Origin of the sequence: Pedobacter rhodius (assembly GCF_027213645.1) — a bacterium.
Classification (GTDB): domain Bacteria; phylum Bacteroidota; class Bacteroidia; order Sphingobacteriales; family Sphingobacteriaceae; genus Pedobacter; species Pedobacter rhodius.
The window spans coordinates 583,043-606,121 of record NZ_JAPWGL010000002.1; the positions used below are offsets into that span (position 1 = coordinate 583,043).

At 36.2% G+C, this 23,079-nt stretch carries 16 protein-coding genes and 1 tRNA gene; 6 read left to right on the forward strand and 11 right to left on the reverse strand.

Features of this window, described 5'->3' with window-relative positions; translation table 11 throughout:
* Positions 1-216: 216 nt before the first annotated feature.
* Positions 217-1,542, forward strand: a complete 1,326-nt coding sequence (murA, locus tag O0931_RS07940; protein ID WP_269415031.1) for a UDP-N-acetylglucosamine 1-carboxyvinyltransferase — start codon at positions 217-219, stop codon at positions 1,540-1,542.
* Positions 1,543-1,831: 289 nt separating this feature from the next.
* Here murA and O0931_RS07945 read toward each other — a convergent pair whose 3' ends face one another.
* From O0931_RS07945 to O0931_RS07955, 3 genes are all read right to left on the reverse strand, one after another.
* The gene (locus O0931_RS07945; RefSeq protein ID WP_269415032.1) at positions 1,832-3,193 is read right to left on the reverse strand and encodes a pyridoxal-phosphate dependent enzyme; all 1,362 of its coding nucleotides are present in this window, start codon (positions 3,191-3,193) and stop codon (positions 1,832-1,834) included.
* A gap of 390 nt (positions 3,194-3,583) precedes the next feature.
* Complete coding sequence (locus tag O0931_RS07950) at positions 3,584-3,781, reverse strand: hypothetical protein (RefSeq protein ID WP_269415033.1); 198 nt, start codon at positions 3,779-3,781, stop codon at positions 3,584-3,586.
* Positions 3,782-3,832: 51 nt separating this feature from the next.
* Complete coding sequence (locus tag O0931_RS07955; RefSeq protein ID WP_269415034.1) at positions 3,833-3,970, reverse strand: Sec-independent protein translocase subunit TatA/TatB; 138 nt, start codon at positions 3,968-3,970, stop codon at positions 3,833-3,835.
* A gap of 360 nt (positions 3,971-4,330) precedes the next feature.
* Here O0931_RS07955 and O0931_RS07960 point away from each other — a divergent pair, with 360 nt between their 5' ends.
* Both O0931_RS07960 and O0931_RS07965 read left to right on the forward strand, forming a co-directional pair.
* Positions 4,331-4,984: a TetR family transcriptional regulator C-terminal domain-containing protein gene (locus tag O0931_RS07960; protein ID WP_269415035.1), complete on the forward strand. Its 654-nt coding sequence runs from the start codon at positions 4,331-4,333 to the stop codon at positions 4,982-4,984.
* 3 nt (positions 4,985-4,987) lie between these two features.
* Positions 4,988-6,295 carry an ABC1 kinase family protein gene (locus O0931_RS07965; protein WP_269415036.1) on the forward strand — a complete coding sequence of 436 codons (1,308 nt, stop codon included), beginning with the start codon at positions 4,988-4,990 and terminating at the stop codon, positions 6,293-6,295.
* Here the strand turns inward: O0931_RS07965 and O0931_RS07970 are convergent.
* Positions 6,292-6,648, reverse strand: a complete 357-nt coding sequence (locus tag O0931_RS07970; protein ID WP_269415037.1) for a response regulator — start codon at positions 6,646-6,648, stop codon at positions 6,292-6,294. The two genes, O0931_RS07965 and O0931_RS07970, sit on opposite strands and share 4 nt — an antisense overlap.
* A 265-nt stretch (positions 6,649-6,913) precedes the next feature.
* Between O0931_RS07970 and O0931_RS07975 the strand changes: the two genes are divergently transcribed.
* Positions 6,914-7,516 (forward strand): GIN domain-containing protein, encoded by a 603-nt coding sequence (locus O0931_RS07975; RefSeq protein WP_269415038.1) that lies wholly within the window; start codon positions 6,914-6,916, stop codon positions 7,514-7,516.
* Between the two features lie 120 nt (positions 7,517-7,636).
* Positions 7,637-9,583: an LTA synthase family protein gene (locus tag O0931_RS07980; protein ID WP_269415039.1), complete on the forward strand. Its 1,947-nt coding sequence runs from the start codon at positions 7,637-7,639 to the stop codon at positions 9,581-9,583.
* Between the two features lie 295 nt (positions 9,584-9,878).
* On the opposite strand, the gene O0931_RS07985 is transcribed toward O0931_RS07980, so the two are convergent.
* The 5 genes from O0931_RS07985 to O0931_RS08005 all read right to left on the reverse strand — a co-directional run bounded on the left by O0931_RS07985 (position 9,879) and on the right by O0931_RS08005 (position 20,884).
* Entirely contained in the window at positions 9,879-12,269 is a 2,391-nt protein-coding gene (locus O0931_RS07985; RefSeq protein WP_269415040.1) for a GAF domain-containing protein, read from the reverse strand.
* A 198-nt stretch (positions 12,270-12,467) separates the two neighbouring features.
* Positions 12,468-16,073 carry a BamA/TamA family outer membrane protein gene (locus tag O0931_RS07990; protein ID WP_269415041.1) on the reverse strand — a complete coding sequence of 1,202 codons (3,606 nt, stop codon included), beginning with the start codon at positions 16,071-16,073 and terminating at the stop codon, positions 12,468-12,470.
* Positions 16,074-16,711: 638 nt separating this feature from the next.
* Positions 16,712-17,608 (reverse strand): SdiA-regulated domain-containing protein, encoded by an 897-nt coding sequence (locus tag O0931_RS07995; RefSeq protein WP_269415042.1) that lies wholly within the window; start codon positions 17,606-17,608, stop codon positions 16,712-16,714.
* A gap of 10 nt (positions 17,609-17,618) precedes the next feature.
* Positions 17,619-19,655 carry a polyphosphate kinase 1 gene (ppk1, locus tag O0931_RS08000; protein WP_269415043.1) on the reverse strand — a complete coding sequence of 679 codons (2,037 nt, stop codon included), beginning with the start codon at positions 19,653-19,655 and terminating at the stop codon, positions 17,619-17,621.
* Complete coding sequence (locus tag O0931_RS08005; protein WP_269415044.1) at positions 19,655-20,884, reverse strand: Pycsar system effector family protein; 1,230 nt, start codon at positions 20,882-20,884, stop codon at positions 19,655-19,657. Before O0931_RS08005 ends, ppk1 begins: the two co-directional genes overlap by 1 nt.
* Positions 20,885-21,184: 300 nt before the next feature.
* Between O0931_RS08005 and O0931_RS08010 the strand changes: the two genes are divergently transcribed.
* Positions 21,185-21,258, forward strand: a tRNA-Ile gene (locus tag O0931_RS08010).
* A gap of 181 nt (positions 21,259-21,439) precedes the next feature.
* Here the strand turns inward: O0931_RS08010 and O0931_RS08015 are convergent.
* On the reverse strand, positions 21,440-21,853 hold the full coding sequence (locus O0931_RS08015; RefSeq protein WP_269415045.1) for a hypothetical protein: 414 nt from the start codon (positions 21,851-21,853) through the stop codon (positions 21,440-21,442).
* A 375-nt stretch (positions 21,854-22,228) separates the two neighbouring features.
* Positions 22,229-22,906 carry a hypothetical protein gene (locus O0931_RS08020; protein WP_269415046.1) on the reverse strand — a complete coding sequence of 226 codons (678 nt, stop codon included), beginning with the start codon at positions 22,904-22,906 and terminating at the stop codon, positions 22,229-22,231.
* Positions 22,907-23,079: the final 173 nt, after the last annotated feature.

Consider the following 23,079-nt stretch of genomic DNA (forward strand, 5'->3'; position numbering starts at 1 on the left):
AATGCCCCTTAAGACAGTAATAACAATCGCGGACGCAATAATTAATAATAAACATTAAATAAAGTTGAAGGTAACAGATGAAAATTGAGCTTTAAACATACATCCAAACTTGATACTCAATACTCGATACTCGATACTTGATACTCAATACTCGATACTTGATACTTGATACTCGATACTTGATACTTAATACTTAATACTTGATACTAAAAATATATGAACGCATTTGAAATCACAGGCGGAATTAAATTAAAAGGCGAAATCACCCCTCAGGGCGCCAAGAATGAAGCTTTACAGATTTTATCGGCTGTATTGCTTACTGAAAAGAAAGTCACCATCAGCAACATTCCTGATATTAAGGATGTAAACAAGCTGATCGAATTATTAGGCGACTTGGGCGTTACTGTTGAGCGGATTAATAAAGATACATACACTTTTGAGGCTAAAAATATTGATTTAAATTTCTTTGAATCTGATACTTTCAAAGCCAAAGGCGGTGGTTTACGTGGTTCGATTATGATTGTTGGCCCATTATTGGCACGCTTTGGTAAGGCAGCCATTCCAAAACCAGGCGGCGATAAAATCGGTCGCAGAAGATTGGATACCCACTTTATTGGTTTCGAAAAGCTGGGCGCCAAATTTGTTTACGACAGCAAAAAAGCTTTTTTCAACGTTGATGCAACAAATTTACAAGGTGCTTATATTTTATTAGATGAAGCATCCGTTACAGGAACCGCCAATATCGTAATGGCGGCTGTTCTGGCTAAAGGAACTACAACAATCTATAACGCCGCCTGCGAACCTTATTTACAACAACTTTGTAAAATGCTTAACCGCATGGGTGCAAAAATATCCGGCATTGGTTCAAATTTATTAACCATTGAGGGCGTTAAAGTTTTAGGCGGAACGGAACACAGGATGTTGCCCGACATGATTGAGATTGGCTCTTTCATAGGTATGGCAGCAATGACAGAATCTGAAATCACCATTAAAAACGTTTGTTACGATGAGCTTGGGGTAATTCCGGAAGTTTTTAAAAAGTTAGGCATCAAGTTAGAACGCAGGGGCGATGATATTTATGTACCATCTCAAAAGCATTACGAAATTGATACTTTTATCGATGGATCAATTTTAACCATTGCCGATTCGCCTTGGCCGGGTTTTACACCTGATTTATTGAGTATCGTTTTGGTTGTAGCTACACAGGCGAAAGGAAACGTCTTAATCCATCAGAAAATGTTCGAGAGCCGTTTATTCTTCGTGGATAAATTAATCGATATGGGTGCGCAGATTATTCTTTGCGATCCGCACCGTGCAACCGTTAATGGTATTGATAAAAAATACAAACTTCGTGGCATCAGCATGACTTCTCCCGACATCAGGGCTGGGGTTTCATTATTAATTGCGGCATTATCTGCCGAAGGTAAATCGACTATTTATAACATCGAACAGATTGAACGTGGTTACCAGGATATTGATACCCGTTTGCGTGCCTTAGGTGCGCAGATTAAGCGTGTGAATGCCGATGCGCCATCTCATTAAGCGGAAAGACTAAAGCTTAAAGACCAAAGCGAAAAGATTAAAGCAAAATAGCATGATGCAAAAACGCCCGGATAAGAATTACCCGGGCGTTTTTTTATTTCAATAAATTTAAGTGATTCGTCATGCTAAATTCATTTCCGCGTCTTTTCTCCTGTTAAGACCCTGAAATCATCCGATAGCTATCGAATCAGGGTGACGACCGCCCGGAAAAACTCAAGACTTCATCCATCTCACATTTATCATCTTCCATCATTCCATCTCCCATCTTGCCTATTCCCATCTTCCATCCTTACCCCGATATCGCATTAATAATATCGTACTGGGTTATGATTTCAATCTTTCCTGACTCATTTTCAATTAAAACAGCTGAGTTTTCCTTGTTAATCAATGATGAAATTTTATCTATCGAGGTATTCAAATCAACAAAAGGAAAAGTAGCCGTCATAATTTCTGAAATCGGTGCAGATTTTAATCCCGGATTTTCCAGCAGGGCCGATAAGATATCACTTTCGGCAATCTTACCTACAATCATACCTTGTTGTGTAACCGGAATTTGAGAAATATTCATCGATTTTATGGTGTTGATGGCTTCTAAAACTGTTTTTTGCGTGTCAAGCGTTACAATTTCAGTAGCCTCTTTTTTTGCAAGAATAGATTTCGCCGTCAGCTTTTCATCTTCCAGAAAACCGCGCTCGCGTAACCAGTCTTCATTATACATCTTACCCATATACCTGCTTCCATGGTCGTGAAAGATAACCACAACTACGTCTTCAGGCTTTAATTTATCTTTCAGCTGAATTAAACCGCCAATGGCTGCACCGGCAGAGTTCCCTACAAAAATCCCCTCTTTTCGGGCAATATCACGCGTCATTAAGGCAGCATCTTTATCTGTTACCTTTTCAAACAAATCGATAACATCAAAATCGACGTTCGCCGGTAAGAAATCTTCTCCAATACCCTCAGTGATGTAAGGATAAATTTCATCTTTATCGAAAATACCGGTTTCCTTATATTTTTTGAATACAGAACCATAAGTATCGATACCCCAAACCTGAATATTTGGGTTTTTCTCTTTCAGATATTTACCCGTTCCCGAGATGGTTCCGCCGGTACCAACACCTACAACCAGATGCGTAATTTTACCCTCCGTTTGCGCCCAAATTTCAGGACCGGTTTGCTCATAGTGCGCAGCTGTATTTGCTAAGTTATCGTATTGATTTGGCTTCCAGGAATTAGGAACCTCACGCTCCAACCGGGAGGAAACAGAATAATATGAACGCGGGTCTTCGGGTTCAACATTTGTCGGGCAAACAATTACCTCGGCACCAAAAGCACGTAAAGCATCAACTTTTTCTTTCGACTGTTTATCTGTCGTCGTGAAAATACATTTATAACCCCTGATAATGGCAGCCATCGCCAGACCCATTCCTGTATTTCCTGACGTTCCTTCAATGATGGTGCCGCCTGGCTTTAATTTACCGCTTTTTTCCGCGTCATCAATCATTTTAACCGCCATACGGTCTTTAATCGAGTTACCGGGATTAGTCGTTTCTATTTTTGCCAGGATAGTTCCGGGAACACCTTTCGTTATCGTATTTAATTTAACCAGTGGCGTATTACCAATGGTTTCTAAAATATTATTGTACCACATGTTGCAAAATTACACAAAGGCATTAAGTATTTTACAAACTATATTTTATTTGAAATATAATTTTTTAAACAGGAATTTTTTAGAATTATATTTCATAATCTATAACAATGATAGGCATTATAGATTGATTATTGGGCGAAAATCAATATTGGTTTGCAGCCTTAAATTTTGAAGCAGATTTCAGGTCTAATCTTTATGGCTAACAATTGTTGTTCAGGTGCGCCAGGGAAAAAAGGTTTCTACGAAGTAATTCCTTTTTTATAAAGCACACCGATATTCAGCATTCTGCTGTGTTTCAATGGAACGAACTTCATTATGTACAGATATCTGATACGATGATATCATCATAACAACATTTAAAATTTAGATTTTTAAAGCTGATAATAAAGGTTAGTCCTTTTCAACCTCATCCGATTGATTACCGCTGCCTTCTTTTTCAGAAAAACTTTTAGCTTGCTCATCAGCCGTTACATCGTTCTGATTGTCTGACTCCAGATTTTCATCTAAACGATCGTTCCAACGGTCTAAACCATTTTCAGCACCTTTACTTTTCTCCTGATGAGCTGCTGTATTTTTAGGAAATTCCATACTTAAATTTTAAACAGGAACATCGTAATGAAATTAAAGTTTTAAATTAAATCAATCTAAAGGCGGTTTCTTAGCTTCCTTAAATTCCTTAACGCTTTTACCGATACCCTTCATCAACTCCGGCAATTTTTTACCCCCAAAAATTAATAGAACAACTACACAGATTAAAATAATTTCAATTGCCGACATATCTTTTTTATGAATATACGATAAAAAGACCGAAAAATACTTTTTGGCCTAAAGTAAAACAGATGTATATCATTTATTCAGCATGCTACTATTTTATAAATCCGGTACCCATAGGCAGCTTTACAGCCGGTAATACCGCTCTTAATTTATTTCGCGATAAGGAAACAGTTTTGAATTCATCGCAATCATACCGGTAAGGGTTAATAAATTGAATTTGACAGCCTAAACTCAGGCCAAAATCCGCCTGATAATAAACTTTCATTTTTTTTGAAAATGATTATTACAAAATGATGATTAACAAAAGCTTTTAGGAAGAAACAAGCTTTTAATATAAACGTTATACTTGTAAAAACAGCTTATATGGCAACTGCTCAACAAATCCGGCAAGCATACCTCGACTATGTTTTAACCAATAACGAGAAACCTAAATCGGTTTACAGTTTCGTAAAAAAATTAAAAATTACGGAAGCTGATTTTTATCAGTTTTATGCCTCATTTGAAAGTATTGAAAAAAATACCTGGTTTGAGTTAACTTTTGAAACAATCACCAAAATAAAAGAACAGGAAGTTTGGTATCAGTATTCTGCCAGGGAGAAAATGCTTTCTTTCTTTTACAGCTACACGGAACGTTTGAAAAACGAAAGAAGTTTTATTATTTACAGCCTGAAAAATTATACAGGCAAATTTTCCACGCCCGATGTACTCGCAGGTGTAAAGCCGATATTTGAAAATTTTGCTGAAGAAATTATTAATGAAGGGCTGGAAAGCGGGGAACTCGCTGAACGCAGGTTTTTAAGTAAAAGATATAAAGATGCTTTATGGATTCAATTTGCATTTATTTTAAACTTCTGGATAAATGATGATAGCGACGGTTTTGAAAAAACAGACGAAGCTATTGAAAAGGGTATTAACGTAACTTTCGATTTATTTCAGCACTCTCCTATTGATAATTTATTTGAATACGGAAAGTTTTTAAGCAGAAACGGGAATTTTAAAGCGCGCATGGGGTTTTAATTAATGAAAACACAAGACAGTATTCCGGTAACCAAAGTAGAACGTTCAGCAAAATTTGTTAAAACGGGGTTTCAAATCGGTGGAAACTACATCAAGCATTATTCTAAAAAATTGTTTAATCCGGAAATGGACCGAGCACAATTAAATGAAGATAATGCAACTGATATTTATAAATCCCTAAGCGAATTAAAAGGCAGTGCTTTAAAAATAGCACAAATGCTGAGTATGGATAAAAACATACTGCCTAAATCTTACGTTGATAAATTTACACAATCGCAATACAATGCACCACCTTTATCAGGACCACTGATTGTAAGAACTTTTACCAAAAACTTCGGTAAAACACCAGATAAAATATACGATAGTTTCAATATCAATTCTACCAATGCCGCATCAATCGGCCAGGTTCACCAGGCCACTTTAAATGGGAAAAAATTAGCAGTTAAAATTCAATATCCCGGTGTGGGCGATAGTATTTCTTCCGATCTTAAACTGGTTAAGCCATTTGCTTTTCGTTTGCTTGGCATGTCGGAAAAGGAATTAAACATCTACATTAAAGAAGTGGAAGAAAGGTTACTGGAAGAAACGGATTATGAACTGGAAGTTAAACGTTCGATAGAATTTTCTGAAGCCTGCAAAAATCTTGATAATGTTATCTTTCCTGTCTATTACCCGGAATTATCGGGCAAGCGCATAATTTCCATGGATTGGATTGAAGGACTGCACCTGAAAGAATTTTTAAAAACAAATCCGTCGCAGGAATTAAGAAATAAAATCGGACAGGCCTTATGGGATTTTTATAACTTTCAGCAACATCAGTTAAGAGCAGTACATGCCGATCCGCATCCCGGCAATTTTATGATTACCCCTGATGAAAAATTAGGTGTAATAGATTTCGGCTGCATTAAAGAAATGCCTGACGATTTTTATTATCCCTTTTTCTCCTTAATTTCTACTGATGTTATCCTTGATAAACAAAAAACAATTGATGCTTTCCGTAAGCTCGATATGATTCATAAAGAGGATACGGAAACGCAGGTTGAATTTTACTATAAATCATACAAAGAGATGATTGAGTTATTTGCAAAACCTTACATCAATGAAGTTTTCGATTTCAGTAAAAATGAGTTTTTTGAAAAGCTATATGAATATGGCGAAAAAATTTCTAAAATGCCTGAGTTTAAACAGGCCCGTGGCGTAAAGCATTTCATATATGTAAACAGAACCAATTTCGGCCTGTATACCATTTTACATGATTTGAAAGCAACAGTTAAAACAAATACCTTTAAACCTGAAGTAGATAACAATTAAGTATTTTTCTTTACCACTTCTACCATATGATCTAAATCAAATGGTTTTTGAATAAAATCATCAGCTTTACTTTCTTCTGCAATTTGAGGTAATTTATCAGAAGTAGAGGTTAAAACAGCAGGAATATCTTCGGTTTCCGGGTCTGATTTTAATTCTTCAATTACTTTTGAACCCTTCTTATGGCCTTTGATATTGTCGTCAATAACCACAACATCGGGTTCAATTTTATCGATTTTTTCAATAGGATCAGTTGATAATGATGCAGTTACATCAAAACCTTCTTCTTCCAGTACCTGGTCCATAATATCCAGGATGTCTTTATTATCCTGAACCAGAACAACCTTTTTCTTCATAAAATAGCTGTGTTCAATATTTCTTTAAATATAATTAAAAAGTACAGTTCATTAATAAATCCCGGTTTATTTTTACGATTTGACCCGTCGTTTACAAAAAAGATTTCCCGTTCGTCTGTTTTTTAAAGCTGTTCGTCGATTAGTTATTGATGCTGGTATAAAAGGAACAATTCAGCTGCAACGTTTTTGAACTGATGACGTCTTATCTACAAACACTCACAAAAAAATAATTAACAATTAAATAAATAATTTTAATAACAGCATTATGAAAACCTCAATCAAAACCTTAATCGCAACCTCTTTAACAGCCATCGTTTTAACATCATCTGTTTTCGCAACAAGTGTTATGGCTGGCGAACACAAACCTACTTCAGTATCAGCATCAGCAAACAACTTTAAAAGAGTTGTTATCAAAGGAAATGTAGAAATTACTTTAGTTCAAAGACAAAATGAAGGCGTAACTTATGCCGATGACAATACAGGGAAAGCAAAAATTACGCAGGAAGGTAATGTATTGAAAATTACTTCGGCTGATAAAGATGTAGCAAAACTTGTGGTTTATGTAAATGACATTTACAGAATAGATGCAGCTGAAAATGCAATCGTTAAAACTAACGGAAAAATAAAATCTAAATATTTGCAGATATTTTTAAAAGGCAATGCAAAGGCAGATATTAATTCAACTACTGAAGGCTTATTCACCGTAATTGAAGACAATGCGGATTTAAAACTAACCGGTGCAACAGACAACCATACTTTGGTGATGGGCAAAACGCCTAAATTAACCATTGACAGGTTTGCTGCTTTGAAGACAAATATCAGTTCAGCTGAATCACATGCAATGGAAATTGCAGCTTTAGTAAAATAACCAACACGCAATAATGACCAGGCCTAAAGGCGACGAAAAAATTTCGTCGCCTTTTTTTTGGGGATTTTAACTTCAGTATTTCTTCAGAATGAAGGTGTATTTTGCACAAAATCACCATCAATGACTAATTTATTTAAGAACAGGTATAGTGTTCTTTATGCATTTATAGTTTATTTTATTCTCTTTTCTTTCCTGGTTAGAACAATACTATTTATTTCATCAAGCTACCACGCAGATTTCAATTTAGTAGAGATAATCAAAATTTTTTGTACAGGATTATTTTTTGACATTGGAACAGGTTTAATACTTGTATCATTTTATGCATTATTCTTATTTGTCATACCTGATAAAATTTATCAAAAGAAATGGAACAGACGATTAACGCCAATTGTATTTTTTCTTTTTTTGGTCATTACCTTATTTTCATTTTTTGCAGAATTAACTTTTTGGCAGGAATTTGAAAGCAGATTTAATTTCATCGCAGTAGATTACCTGATTTACACATACGAGGTTATTCACAATATAAATGAATCCTATCCATTGCCTTTATTGGTTTCTTTGATTTTATTGATAGCATTAATCATTACCTTCATTTTTCATAAATTAAAAATTTTCAAAAATAGCTTTGAGCAGGTAATATCATTTAAAAAAAGAGCTAAAATATCACTCACGTTAATTTTAATTGCTCTATCCTTCTGCTTAATTGTAAAAAACAGATGGGCCGAGCAAGGCAACAACCGTTATGCAAATGAATTAAGCAAGGCAGGAATCTATTCTTTCTTTGCGGCTTTCAAAAACAATGAATTAAATTATCAGGATTTCTATAGTTTAATCGATGATAAAAAGGCCTTCAAATTAATCAGGGATGAACTCCAAGAAACCAAAAGCACTTTTTTAAACGCAGGTTTATCCATAAAGCGGAAAATAGAAAATGATAAACCAGCATATAAGCCAAATGTTATTACCATTACTGTTGAAAGCTTAAGTGCCGATTTTTTAGCACATTACGGCAATACACAACAGCTTACGCCTTTTTTAGATTCGACCGCAAATCATAGTCTATTTTTCAGCAATATGTATGCTACAGGCACCAGAACGGTTCGGGGAATGGAGGCATTAACATTAAGTATTCCACCAACACCCGGAAGTAGTATTGTCAGAAGAACAGACAATGAACATCTTTTTTCTGTGGGCCACGTATTTAATACAAAAGGCTATATAAATACTTTTTTCTATGGTGGCGACGGGTATTTTGATAATATGAATCACTTCTTCGGAAATAACGGATACAATATTGTAGACCGTGGAAGAAAATTACTGAATGAAACCTATGACGGAAGTCGCACAATTATTCAGGATAATGAGGTAACTTTCGAAAATGCCTGGGGAATTTGCGATGAAGATATCTTCAACATTGTTATTAAAGATGCTGATTTGAAATATAAAAGAAATCAGTTGTTTAATAATTTCATTATGACAACTTCAAACCACAGGCCATATACCTTTCCGCCAAATAAAATCAATTTAGCGACAGGTACCCGTGAAGCCGCTGTCCGTTATACGGATTATGCAATTGAGCAGTTTATAAATAAAATTAAAACCAAGCCCTGGTTCAAAAACACGGTATTAATTATTGTTGCCGATCATTGTGCAAGTAGTGCAGGCAAAAACGAAATCGATGTTTCAAAATATCAGATTCCGTGTATGATATTGAATTTGAAAAATTCGGCAAATGTGAATATTAACAAAATGACTTCTCAGATTGATATTTTCCCAACCCTTTGGAATCTTTTAGGTTGGAAATATACCAATGGATTTTTTGGTAAAAACATATTTGATGCAGATTATAAACCAAGAGTTGTTTTAGGTACTTATCAAAAATTGGTTTATATGAGAAATGATAGTGCAGTGATTTTAAGTCCGCAGCACAAAATGGAAAGTTTCATTTACAATAAAGCCAAAAACGAACAAAAGAAAACCGATCTGCCAAAAGCATTTATCGACCAGGCCATTGCGAACTATCAAACTGCTTATGAGCTTTTTAAAAATGGCGGGTTAAGGCAGTAAAGCAGCCGCCCGCCTTTGCGAGCACGGCGAATTATAAAAAACTACATCTGTGTTAATCAGCGAAATCTGCGGGCACATAATAAAAATTTGCCACGGAATCACAGAATGTTACTGAATTCTTAAATTTATGGCATTAAGATTCCCGCCTGCGCGAGCATGACGAATTATAAAAAACTACATCTGCGGTTAATCAGCGAAATCTGCGGGAGAATTATTAGATATATTAAATAGCATTAAGATTCCCGCATGCGCGAGCATGACGACTAGTGGAAAACTACATATTCTCGTTAATCCTTTAATTAAGACTTAAATCTTCTTCCTCTTTTAAAGTTTCCGGCTGTTTCTTTCTGGCTTTATTTAGGTATTTAACGCCAACACGAAGCGCTTTTAAACCGGAAACACCCTGAAGTTCTTCTAAATCCAGCTGTTCCAAATCATCATTCAATAAGCCCTGATCCTGCAAATATTTAATGTATTCCAAATATTCTTTAGCTTCTTCGGCATTAAAATAAACCATTGCAATTTTATCCGGCTGCGTTAAGCGCTCAGAAGTTCCCTTAATTAATACTTTATCAATTCGTTTTTTAACAACTTCATACCTGATGTTATAAGCACCTTCCACATCAAACCTTCTTTCATCATTTCTAAAGCTTATATCAATAGAATTTGAATGGATAAATACCAATTGCGTTGTTTCCAATGGCCTTGGCATTTCTCCGATCAGGCTTTTTGATAAACGGGCGATTTCCACCATCGATGTAAGTTGCCACAAACGAATATTCTTTAAGTAAAGTAAGTCGAATGGTTTATTTGGCGCAATATCCTGGCCGATATAAATGTCATATTCCACACCGTCTGTCCTGAATTTAGCAAAATAGCACGGATAAGACGTTTGAAGGTTTGCCTGCGCCGTTTCCAGATACTGGCTTACCTCCATGTTTATCATTTGCATCGAAACTTCAAGTTTTCTTCTGTTTTCAAAAGCCAAACCGGTTTCAGGACGAATTTCAGCAAAATAATCATCAACAAGTTCCGCTGTTTCAGGATGGTTAACTTTAATAACCGAAAAGAAAGGGTAAACTTCCGCAGCCAAAAATTCATTAAGCAGCATTTCTTCGTTACTCGACGCCACATTGCTAATGCGAACAATCCAGTCGTTACAGTTAAAAATAAGTTTATCAATTAAATCCAGGTAAACAAATTTTCTTATGCCTTTTAAAGTTTTAATAATGTTCAGTAAATGAACATGCATATCTTCTTTTAAAGCCTGGTTACGCTCGGTTGTCGAGTTACGGATATCTATCGCACCAAACAGCGGGTACATGTTTTTAAACATAACCGTTTCGATCTGCTTATGCTTTTTATTTTTTTTATTTTGCTGAATAAAATGCCATACCGCCTCGTTAAATTTCCATTGTACGGAAGGTTGTAAAGCCGTAAATTTATCCATCAAAACAGCATCCATTTTTGCATTAAATTCCTCAATACTGTATTGGAAAAGCTGACCGATTAAAGGCAATGCCAGTCTTAACCTGGATAATAATTTATCATCTACTACAACTTCTTTACTTGAATATACTTCGAGTACACCGGCTAACTGAGTATTGTAATAAATAGGCAAAACCGAATAAGAGCAAACACCCGCAGCTTTTAATACACGAAGAAAAGGATCTTTAGCCATCTGATCCTCATTGATTGAGCTTACAAAAATAGGTCGCGGATCTTCTTTATACTTATCAACAAGCGAATAAAAAACTTCCTCTTCCATACCAGATGCTTTCGCAGAGTTAATAAGCATACTTTGCGAAAAGTCCTGATTATCGAATACCAGTTTATTGTTAACCGTTAAAAAAGGCATTAAACCGAACTCCAGCTCACCTTTCCCGCCCAATGTTTTTAAGGCCTGTGTTACGTGATTATACGCTTCTGTCTGGTAATTATGATCGACCAGGGCATTTCTTATACCCTCAATAGCATGTTGCAAAGTTACATCGGTTATAGAAATCACACTAAAACCTTCGAAGGTGAATTTCTTTAAGGGCAATGCCTTGTCGAGGTATTCAATTTCACTTCCTTCCTGAAAATGCTTGGCAAGTTCTTCGAAATTAAGTTTTGGCAAACTGCCTTTATGCTGAATATCAATAAACTGCGTATCATTTTTAATATTATAATACTGCGTTAATTTATTTTCGGGATTAACATGAGCATATATAATTTCATTCTTTAATACGGATGTGAAATTGTAAAATCTATCTAAAATTAAATTGTAAATAAATTTAAGATGCTTCATTTCAGAAGGCTCATTGTCCTTATTTACTTTACTTTTAGGATCGTGATCTTTAAAAAACTGATAAAATGCATTTGTACTGAAAAAGATTTCATCAGGCACAGGAGTACTTAGAGCCCAGTATAATTCATTTTCATTGGCCATTAACGGGGTTAATATGGTAAAAATTAACTCCAGTGTTTCTTTATGTTTTGATAACTCCTGTGAAGTTATGTTGCCAAGTAAAGCGTCTTCTTTCTCAATTTTTTCCAATAAGAATCTATAAAATTCAGATTTAACTGTTTTTTCAGTTTTTAACCTGTTTTTCAGGTAATTAACTAATGGCCTGAAAGACAAATTTGATTCAACCTGGCAATGAATACATTCATTTTTATGTATTTGTATTACATTGGTATTCATAAGTATATGTTTATTATAGATCTAAAATTAAATGGTAAAATAATATCGTTATGCAAATATACACATGGCCTGAGCTATAAATAGTCTGCTAAACGTAATACTATTTTTACAGCAACGATATATAACTTACGCTAAAAATAGGATTTTAGTTTCCAAATTAAGATTTAAGAAGGTTAAATTTCTTAGTTTTTCACCCAATTAATACCTGAAATTTATCGAAACATAAGGATACCAGCCATCAACAGAATGTCCCATTACAAAGCGAACAACGGTTAATGATGCCGGTGCAAAATAAACACCGCCGCCCACACCATGGTGCCACAGATCAGAATTTTCATTGCGCTTCCATACACGTCCGACATCGTAAAAACCTAATAATCCGATCTGGCCCGGAAGTATATAACTAACCAAATCGCCCAGTTTTGCCCTTAATTCGAGGTTATTATAAAAACTATGGTCACCAGCAAATCTAAACTGGCGGTAGCCCAGTAAATTTCCTTGCCCGCCGAGGAACTGGGATTGATAAAATGCTGGTTTTCCAATTGTTAAGCCTCCGCCGAAACGGTCGGCAAGGATAAAGTTCTTCCGGCCATCGAGGTTTTTGTATAAAGCAATGCTCGCTGTAAACTGTCCGAATGAGTTTGAATATTTGTTAATGCCTTTATAACCTAAAAGTTTAAAATCGACGTAACTGCCTAACGTTGGCAGCAAATCGTTGTCGCGGGTGTTGTTGGTGAAATTTACAATTGCACCGGCGAACATTTTTTCATTCCGTATATTTAAACTGTCTGATGAACCCAAAGGTGCCCCGCTTGTAATAAACCTACCCTCATTATCTTCCTGATTCAATTTGTAATATTGAAAAGAGGGGCCAATGCTGAAAGTAGATTTCGGCCTGCGCCACCTAATCGACGGATCAACCTGGTAAAGGTTAAATCTGGCCCGGTAATACCTGATTTCGTCGCCATGTTCATCAAAAACGGTTTCATTACCAACACCAAAGAAATTCTGCGTATTATTAGGCGCATACGCATCGGCTTTAATTAAGAAATCGGCTTTACCTAATGCCTTTAACCATTCCCCCCTATAATTAAACCGGAATGCCTTTGTTGAAAAAGAATGCAAAAAAGATACGGTTTGAACATTTCCATAAGGCTGCTTTCTAAAACCCGGGTTAGTTTGCTTGAAAATTAATCCTAACAAAATACCATCATCATTATTATAGCCGGCATTTATGGTATAAGAATCTCTATGGTACATATCTTTAGGTATGTAACTAAAGTTTGAAGTATCATTAGAAATAATTTTTTTGACTTTATCTGCATCATCACCAATGTAGGTTGCCTTATCTTCCCTGCCATAAAGCTTTACCGAACCATTGCTTTTGGCAAAATCATACACTTTCTTTCCTTTACCACCTATAATTCTGATTTTGATTTTTGAATTCTTATTATCCAGCACCAAACTGTCATCACCATTGTGCATATAAACCCTAATTTCCTGAGTTACTTTAGGATCAAAAGTCCGGTTGAACAGTTCATCTTTAATATTTCCTTCTTTAGAAATTTTATTGATTTTAACTTTCAAACCATTTTCTGCTGCATCGGTAATTTGAATTAATTCATTTTTATTGGTCACCTCGATATCTACAATTCTGTTAAAGAAATGGTAATAATCGTTCATCAGCTTTGGCAATTGTGCAAGCCTGCTTCTCATTTGAGCCAGCAATACATCATGATGGAGCGAATAACTTGGTTCAGGAAGTTTTTTTAAGGCTTTTTCAAAAACGGCATCATTATAATTTGCGCAAAACGCTTTTACGGTTTTATCCCATTCTTCTTCGCTGATGTTTGCTGTCCAACGGCTGCTTAGTTCTCGCCCTTCCCATAAAAACCAATTAATATTTTTAATATTTCGCTCATAGCCCTGCATCATTGGTAAAAAGGAAGATGATTGCGTATACCGCTGCAAGGCACCGTCTGATCGGAAGAAAACCTGGTCTCTATCCCTTGGAACCGGCGTATAATGCGAACCTCCGTCTTTTTTTGTTTCTTTCCAGCGCCACTGGTCTTCATGCCTGTCCCAATCGCCAAGCAAAACATCAAACGATCTTGCCCGCAACCATGCGGCGCCATCTAAAGTATTGTCGTTATCATCTGTCAGTTTTTTATCCATTTTAGGAGAACTATCCGACTCGCCCAGTGGCTCTCTTTCTTCTAAAAGGCATAAGGTGTTTGCAAAAGCAGATTCATATTCGCCCAGGTTATCATCAGGAGAAACCCATCCGATTATCGGATTACTATGCGGAATACCACCGGCTTTTGCCAGCACAGGCACAACTAAGGCCGAAAAAGGATGCTGTGCCGACATATTGTCCTTTATAATGTCTTTTGCGAAAGTCTGCCTCAACTGTTCCGGTAAAAGGACTTCCGGGTATTTTTCAACACTGCGCAAAACATATTCCTTACCGTTTTTATCTTCCAGCCTTAAGGATCTGGATTGGTTTCCACCTCCCCTTTGCGTTGCTTTTAAACCGCCGGCAATTTCAGAAACCCTTAAAACCGGAACTTTTGTGCTTTGTGCATATTCCTTTCGGTAATTCTCTCCAAATACATACCTGTGAAAACGGCCTACACTATCGTATTCCGGTTTAATTTTCACCATAATACTATCTGCCAGGATTGGTTTATCTCTGCTTCGTATTTTTTGATTGATGTTTTCAAATTTTTTGGTATAACTGTAAACCTGTTTAACTCCGGTATCCGCGTAGATGTAATACTCGTAGCGCATATCATTATTCATCAGCTGATCCGCAATGACATACCCTTGCTGCATTTCATGAAATAAGGAGGTTTTGCCTTCTTTATTTGGCGAAACTTTAGAACCTGAGCCACTTATAATCTGAAGTTGTTTACCTTTAATTAACTGTAAGCCATGTTCGTGGCCTGCAACATAGGTAACATTAGGGTTATCGCCAAAAATGCCGTTTACAGATTTTATCATGTCCTTATACGCAGGATGATTTAAATCTTCGGGACTTAGTAAAGTTGAACGCAAAATCGGGTATATCGACCCGATTACCGGCATAGGGATGTAAAGGTTCTTATTAAGTGAGGTTAACGGAAAAAAATGGTTGCGTAAATTAAAATAACCACCGTGCGGGCCGTAACTTTGAAACGGATGGTGCGAAGCCAGCAGAATTATTTTACCCTTATTTTTCTCAAGCAAATCTTCCATTTTAACTAAAATCTCATCTTTAGTACGGCATTCACATTCGCCGTTCGGATTTGATTTATTGTATGGAAACAGCCACCATTCACTATCGTAAGCAATAATGGTCAATTTATCTGTTAAATTTATGGCTACCGGATCAGGACAACCGTTTTCGGGTATTAACCTTAAAAGCGGATCATTCTGCGCTTTAAGGTAATCATCCTGCGCTTTGATTTTTGCTAAACCTTTAGGACCCGATTTATCCCAGTCGTGGTTACCGGGCAAAAAATATACCGCAGCACCTTTTTCACGCATTGGTGCAAACTGCGATTGCAATATCTTTTTTGTTTCTTCCTCCTCTATACTTCCGGGCAAACCCATTCCTGTGGGGTAAATATTATCACCAAGATAAACCACAGTTGTTTTTTTGGGAATAATTTGTTTCGCCGCGTTTTTTAGGTCCTGCATCTGGGCGGGATTCATTTCTCCGGCATCTCCAAATAAAATAACACGATATTTTACATCATTCTGGGCAAAAGCGACAGTGCTTATCAGGATGGAAAATATTAATAGAGTAAAATTTTTAGTCATAATATTGGTTTTTGACGTTGAAGTAAAAAGGGCTGTATCATAATCAATTTATCTTTGGATTTTGTCACGTTGAGCTTGTCGAAACGCCCTAAAAGGCTTTTTGACAAGTCCTTCAATTCGACTTAGCTACCATTGATGTTATTTGTTAACTCATTGAAATACATTAAACTATAGACTATATGTGTTTGCGATTTATAAGGCCAGAGCACTGTTTCTCCGTTCTGCTTTAAACCGGCCTAACAAATTTTTGGGTATGCACTGTCCTAGCCAAAGCACAAACTTAAATACAAAAACGGCGTAGCCCTCATGAATACCTATTAAAACAATAAATACTTATGAATAATTTTCAGCCGGCAATTATTAATTAGTTATCATTGTTTTTAATTGTATTAATGAGCTCGCAAAATGCTCGGTTTTGTTTCTTTTGTTGCCAAACCTGCGAAGCAAGCTTGGAGACCAATAAAAATATAAACTTCTCTGAAAAACAAAAAAGCCTGTCCGGCCAGGACAATAAAACACCCCGCCCTGCGGGCACCCCTCTGAAAGAGGGGAATGCAAATAGCAAACGGCATTCTCTTGAAATAAATATCCCTCAGCATAACATTTCGTATTGATAAGACAGCCTGCACTTTACATGCCTACTTTTTAAGCTTAAACTGTAAAATATCACCCGAAGCCGTTGTCCCGCCTTCGTTGGAAATATACAGATTTCCGTCTTTATCAAAAGCAATACCTTCCGGCTGATTAAAATTACCACCTTTTAATGAATGAACTGCCTTAACCTTGAAATTTGTATCAGTAATCACCAGCATTTTATTTACAGAAGATAAAACATACCATTCTCCTGTACCCGGATTTTTTGCCAATGCCGAAGGCTTAAATTTAACCTTTTTTTCTCCTGAAAGCTTCTCAATTTCACTGTAAGCCAAACTAAACTCGCCCGATGGCTTTAATGTGTTATCACCATTAAAATCGAATGCAAAAATACTCGTCGCCTTGTTTTTATCATCAGCCTTACTACCCTTTGTCAGCACATATACTTTGCCTGTCTTTTCATCGGCGGCTAAACCTTCATATTCCGCTTTTGGAACCAGGTCTTTTACTTTTACCACATCGGCAACTTCCGGTTTGTTAATTTCCGATAAAGGGAAAATATGCAATTCGCCATTGCTTTTAAGTACGATTACCTGGTTTTTAATAATGGTCAAATCCTCGTAATCGCCTTTGCCTCCAAATTTTGTATATTTTGATTGTTTATCATTTAAGCCTAAATAAAATAAATCGCCATCTTCATCCTGGATGGCAAACACCTGTTTCGGATCGCCATTATGAAATACAATGCCTGAAATCTCAAACAGGTTTTGAGGCATATTATACTTAACAGGGTTTTCTAAATCATAAGGAAAGGTTGATGCTGAAGCGACTACTTCCTTATCATCTGCTGCTTCTTTCCGTTTTCCATTTACACATGAAATACAAAATGCCAGTAAAAGAACTGAAAATGCAGATGTGAGGTAAAGTTTATAATTTGTCATGGAATAAAAATTAAGACTGATTTTTTAAAAGTTTATAAATTTCATGTTGAGATGCAATAAGTGTTCCATCCTTTTCTACAGGAACATTATTCATGTGTTCATCGATAATAACGGCTTGCAGATTATCCTGTAGCTGAATATTGATGATTTCTATAAGCTCAGCTTTTATCTTTTTATCATAGATAGGGAAGCAAACTTCTATCCGCCGGTAAATATTTCTGTTCATCCAGTCTGCTGAACCCAAATAAATCGCCTGCTCACCTAAATTATTAAAAATAAATATACGTCCGTGTTCCAGGTAGCGATCTACAATCCTGATAATTTTAATGTTTTCGCTCAGGCCGGTTACACCAGGGATTAACCTGCAAATACTGCGCACCAGCATGGTAATTTTAACACCTGCCGCTGAGGCTTCGTACAATTTATTGATTAAGACCTTTTCTTCGAGGTTATTAAGTTTAATTGTAATTGATGCCGCTTTGCCAGATTTAGCATGCTCAATTTCCCGGTCTATTAAATTAAGAAAAGTTTGCTGAAGATTAAACTGCGCAACTAAAATATGTTCAAATTTAATTAAATCGTTTGATGAAGGTTTAACGCGCTTTGCCAGAAAAATAAACAAAAGTTCTATTTCCCTTAAAATCGCCTTATTTGCGGTCATCAGAATATGGTCGGTATAAAACGCAGCGGTACTTTCATTAAAATTTCCCGTTGCCAGCAAGCCGGTATACAGCATTCTGTTTCCGGTTTTACGCTTAACAAGCGCAACTTTAGCATGTACTTTTAGGGCCGTAACGCTGTAAACAATTTCAACGCCCTTTTCCTTCATTTTTTTTGCCCACTTAATGTTATTGGCTTCATCAAAACGGGCTTTCAGCTCCACCAGAACAAAAACCTTTTTCCCATTCTTTGCCGCACTGATTAGCGCATTAATAATTTTGGAGTCACTGGCTACACGATAAATGGTCAGGTAAATTTCCTGAACGTCAGGGTCTATTGCAGCTTCATTAAAAAAACGCAGTACGCTGTCGTAACTCTGGTACGGCGTATGAATAATAATGTCGTTCTTAACAATGGCATCAGTTAAGCTGCCGCTCACCACATCGGTATTACATATTTTAGGCCAGGATTTATTGGACAAGTCTGGCTGACTCACCGGGAATCCGATAAAATCTTTTAAATTATGGTATTGCCCGCCTTCAACCAGATTAGCCTTTTTAAGGTTGAAGAGTTTCTTTAATAAGGCCAGTACAGGTTTGGGAATACCGGGCTGATGAAGGAATCTCGTGGCAAGTCCCGAATCGCGTTTCAAAAGCTGTGCTTCCAGTTGTTCCGATAAACTACCTGAATATTCGTCTTTTAAATCAATCTCCGCATCGCGGGTAATTTTGAAACTGAAACAACCTGTTACCTCGGCATTTTTGAAAATTAAACCGAGGTGAAAGCGTATTACATCATCCAGAAAAACAACAAAAATTTCGTTGTCAACCTCAACTTTATAGAATCTTGGCAACTCATTGGACGGTATATTTAAAATAACCGTTTGTTCCTTTTCTTCCTGTTTTAGGGTAATCAGGAAATAAAGCGCGTTGTTTGATGGAAAGAAATTCGTTTGGGCGGTAAGGTAAACGGGTTGTATAAAAGCCAGCACCTGACTTAAGAAGTAGCGGGTAACCTGTTTTTTTATTTCCTTCGGGATGGTCTTTCCGTAAACCAGGTTGATGTTATTTTCCTTAAGCTGAGGTATAATATGCTCTTTTAAGGCTTTTCCGTAACGTTGCTGCTGTTCGGAAATTAATGTATTGGCCTTATTTAATAAATCAGTTTCAATGTGAATATCATTATCATCACGATTGCTGAGCTTTTCGAGTGCCAGCAAAACAGGCATACGCACGCGGTAAAATTCATCTAAATTGGAAGAAAAAATAGACAGGAACTTAATTTTTTCCAAAAGCGGTACAGTCTCCCGCTCGGCTTCCATTAAAATACGCTCATTAAATTTGAGCCAGCTTAAATCCCTGTTAAACAAAGTGGCGGCTTTTTCCATTAAAGTTTACCGTAAGCTGCGTAGGCAACAACAAATGCTAAAACTGCCGCAATTAAACCAAACATAAAAATATTATAAGCCAGCCTGATGAGCTTATATTTGCGGCCCAAAACAACGCCTCCCGAATAAACATCGGTTATTAAAGTACCATATAAAAAGTCTTTATCATCCATTACTTTAAGCATACCATCGGTATAGGTTGGTAACGACATTTTATAAAAATTACCAAAAAACAGGAGGTTTACTTTTTTTGTTTCGATGTCTTCAGGTGTAAAAATTCCGGGCGGAATAGACGGCCGGGTTGATAAAATGGATACGACTACGCAGGTTAAACTTACCGAGAGTAAAATAAATGTCGGGATAATTAAATTACTGTGATCTTCCAGTCTTCTTAAAAGCAAACTCACAATCAGCGAAAGCATGATGGAGTTAACGGTTATTAAAATATGTGCCTTATTATCGGCCATATCGCTTAAACGCTGGTTATTTGCCGATGTAATCCTGAACATGGTTTCAATACCTTTATCAGGTTTTTCGGTTTTATCCTTTTTATTTTTCTTTTTATCATCCTGAGCCACCACAGCAGAACTGGCCATTCCAACCGGCATTTCATCAAAAACAACCTGGTCTTTCTGATCAGAGAGCTTATTTTTTATTTTTTCGATATTTTTCTGCTTTTGATCATCGAGTAATAACTTTGCATAATCCGTATGGTAATGCTGCATTTCAAGAAACTGAATATCTTTTACACGCCACGCCTTCTTACTCACATCTTTACCAGACAGCAATTCAAATTCTTTATGCATTAATTTGCCCTTCTGTCTGAAATCTTCCGAACCCAGGTGAAAGAGGTCTGCATCACACAATATATTTTCCAGTTGATTGTTGGGTTGTTGCGGGATTTTAGTGCTTAAAATGGCCGCTGAAACCTTCGCTCTTACATTTTTATTTACGCCCAGCGATTCTAAATATGTATCGGCCAATTCTGCCCCTTTAACTTCATGATGCTGCAGATCTTCAAAATAGCCGGTGTCGTGGAACCATGCTGCAGCGGTAACGATAAAAAAATCTTCATCACTTAACTGGTAGTGGTTGCCGATTTGCTGTGCTGCTTTTACCACATCCTGTGTATGCTGAAGGTTGTGGTAAACCAACCTGGAATCATGATGGGTGTTAAAATAATCGTTTACATGTTTCTCTACATCTATTTGTAGCTGATTATAATCCATGTGGGTATTTGCTAAATTAATGATTAACGGAAAAAGTTTCCTGATGAGCGTGTATACAATATTTTAATAAAATTACGCTAATTTCATTAAAACTATCGTAATGTTTTAACAACATACAAAAACGTTCATTTATTTTACAATAACGTTATCTATAATCGATTATTAATCTTTTTGTTTTAAAAAAAAGCAATTCCCTGAGAATGAAGCTGAAAAAGTAAATTTTAAAATTTAATAAAAAACTTTTTCCAAAATCGAAAGCAAATTTGTAACATTGCATCGCAAAAAACGACAGTTTTTTCGGGGCCTATAGCTCAGTTGGTTAGAGTAGAAGACTCATAATCTTTTGGTCGCTGGTTCGAGCCCAGCTGGGCCCACAACCCTTCAGTGAAAACTGGAGGGTTTTTTTATGGCCGAAAATGCTTTGTTGGCTATGTTAATTAATACGATGCTTGTTGCTAAGCCTGGAGAGTCTGATGTGTTTAGCCAAAACGTAAAACAAAAAAAATGGGTGTCTCAACGACGCCCAGTAAATAACATGATTGGAAGTGGATAGTACTATTTGGTCATTCCCATTTGATCGACTTGTTGTGACTCCCCTTTCGCAAGTGAAAAAGTAAGTTCTTTCCAAGCTGTTCCTTTTACTCCTTTTAAAATTACACTATCTTTTGTTTTAGCAATTGTAAACAGAAAGTCTGCTAATTTTGGATCGTTGCCTGTAGACTTATCAATCTCGGTCATGCCATACTCATCCACAGCTTGGGGATGATGATTGTTTATTGTAAAACTTAAGTTGGTCCAAGCACTTCCTTTTAAGCTTTGAAGTTCCAAGCCTTTGTCGGTGTTCCTGATAGTCATTTTAAATTCCTGTAATTCGGATGGAGTTTGCGTGAACGATGAAGTTACCAATAAAAGCATTACCGCTAGTGACGATTGCACAAGCACATTGATTGATTTAAATTTGATTTTCATTTGAACTATAATTTAGATAGGTGAATATACAGAAAGTCAATTAAACAATCAACTTAAGATTTAAAATGCTCACTCTGGCGCAAGCGTCTCGCTTGTGACGAATCATATATTCGAAAAACTAATTATCAATCGAATGTCAATAGCCGTTAAAGACTAAAATCTATTACGGTTTAAAGCACAAGCGGGTCGCTTGTGCTAGCGTTGGTGAATAGAAAAGCTTGCGCCAGATTGGGGTTTCGGTTGTTTAATAATTTTAACAACCAAACTTGAACCACCAGTACCATATCCAACCTTGACACTTAATTTTATATCATCTAGTCCTTCTTGACAAGAATCATAATGTAGAGTAAACATGAGCGATAGATTTTTTTATAATTAAAGCTTTTCTGCTTTATGAGGGTATTTCTTTTCTATTCTTAAAATTAACTGCTTTGGGTATTCCAAAGTGTGATGTTGTTCATTGCAAATTCCACATTTATAATAAACTCCAAAACCACCTATAACTTTCAGAGAGTTCATTCTAAAATAATTGCATCTTGTATTTGAACAAACTGGTGAAAAGTATTTAACCTCATATTGCTTAACTAGGTCATTGTAAACCCAATCCCATTTATAATTAATTCCATCCCATTTGTCAGCAGTATAATTTAACATCTTTCTGATATCTGTCTCGCTTTCCATGGTACCTGCCATTATCTTCTTTCTAGTTGAAAATCCATCTACTGGCGGTTCTTGTTTTACCGGTTCAAACTCTATATCTGCAATCTCTTCAAATTCAATTTCCTTTGGTTTAAAATATCTTGCTCTAATTTTTTCATTCATTTTCCATGCAACAGCCATACAGAAGTAGGTACATATGCTGGCTATCCATTCCCATAAAGCTAATTTATAATTCAGAAAAGACAGGGTGTTATTATATATAGCCTTGAAACTAGTTCGTACTGATTCAGGTGGGATAACAAGTAGTATTAATCCTACAATCAAGGCAATAACACCAGTGACAATCTGTTTAGACCATTCTTTGTCAATCCATTTCTTGTTAGTTTCTATCATTGAGAGTATTTAACAGATGTAAATATAATATTTATGTTAAACCTTTTAGATGATTTCAATTGTCAATTTCCCCAATCTGGCGCAAGCGTCTCGCTTGTGATTAATAATATTCGAAAAACTAATTATCAATCGAATGTTAATAGCCGTTAAAGACTAAAATCTATTACGGTTTA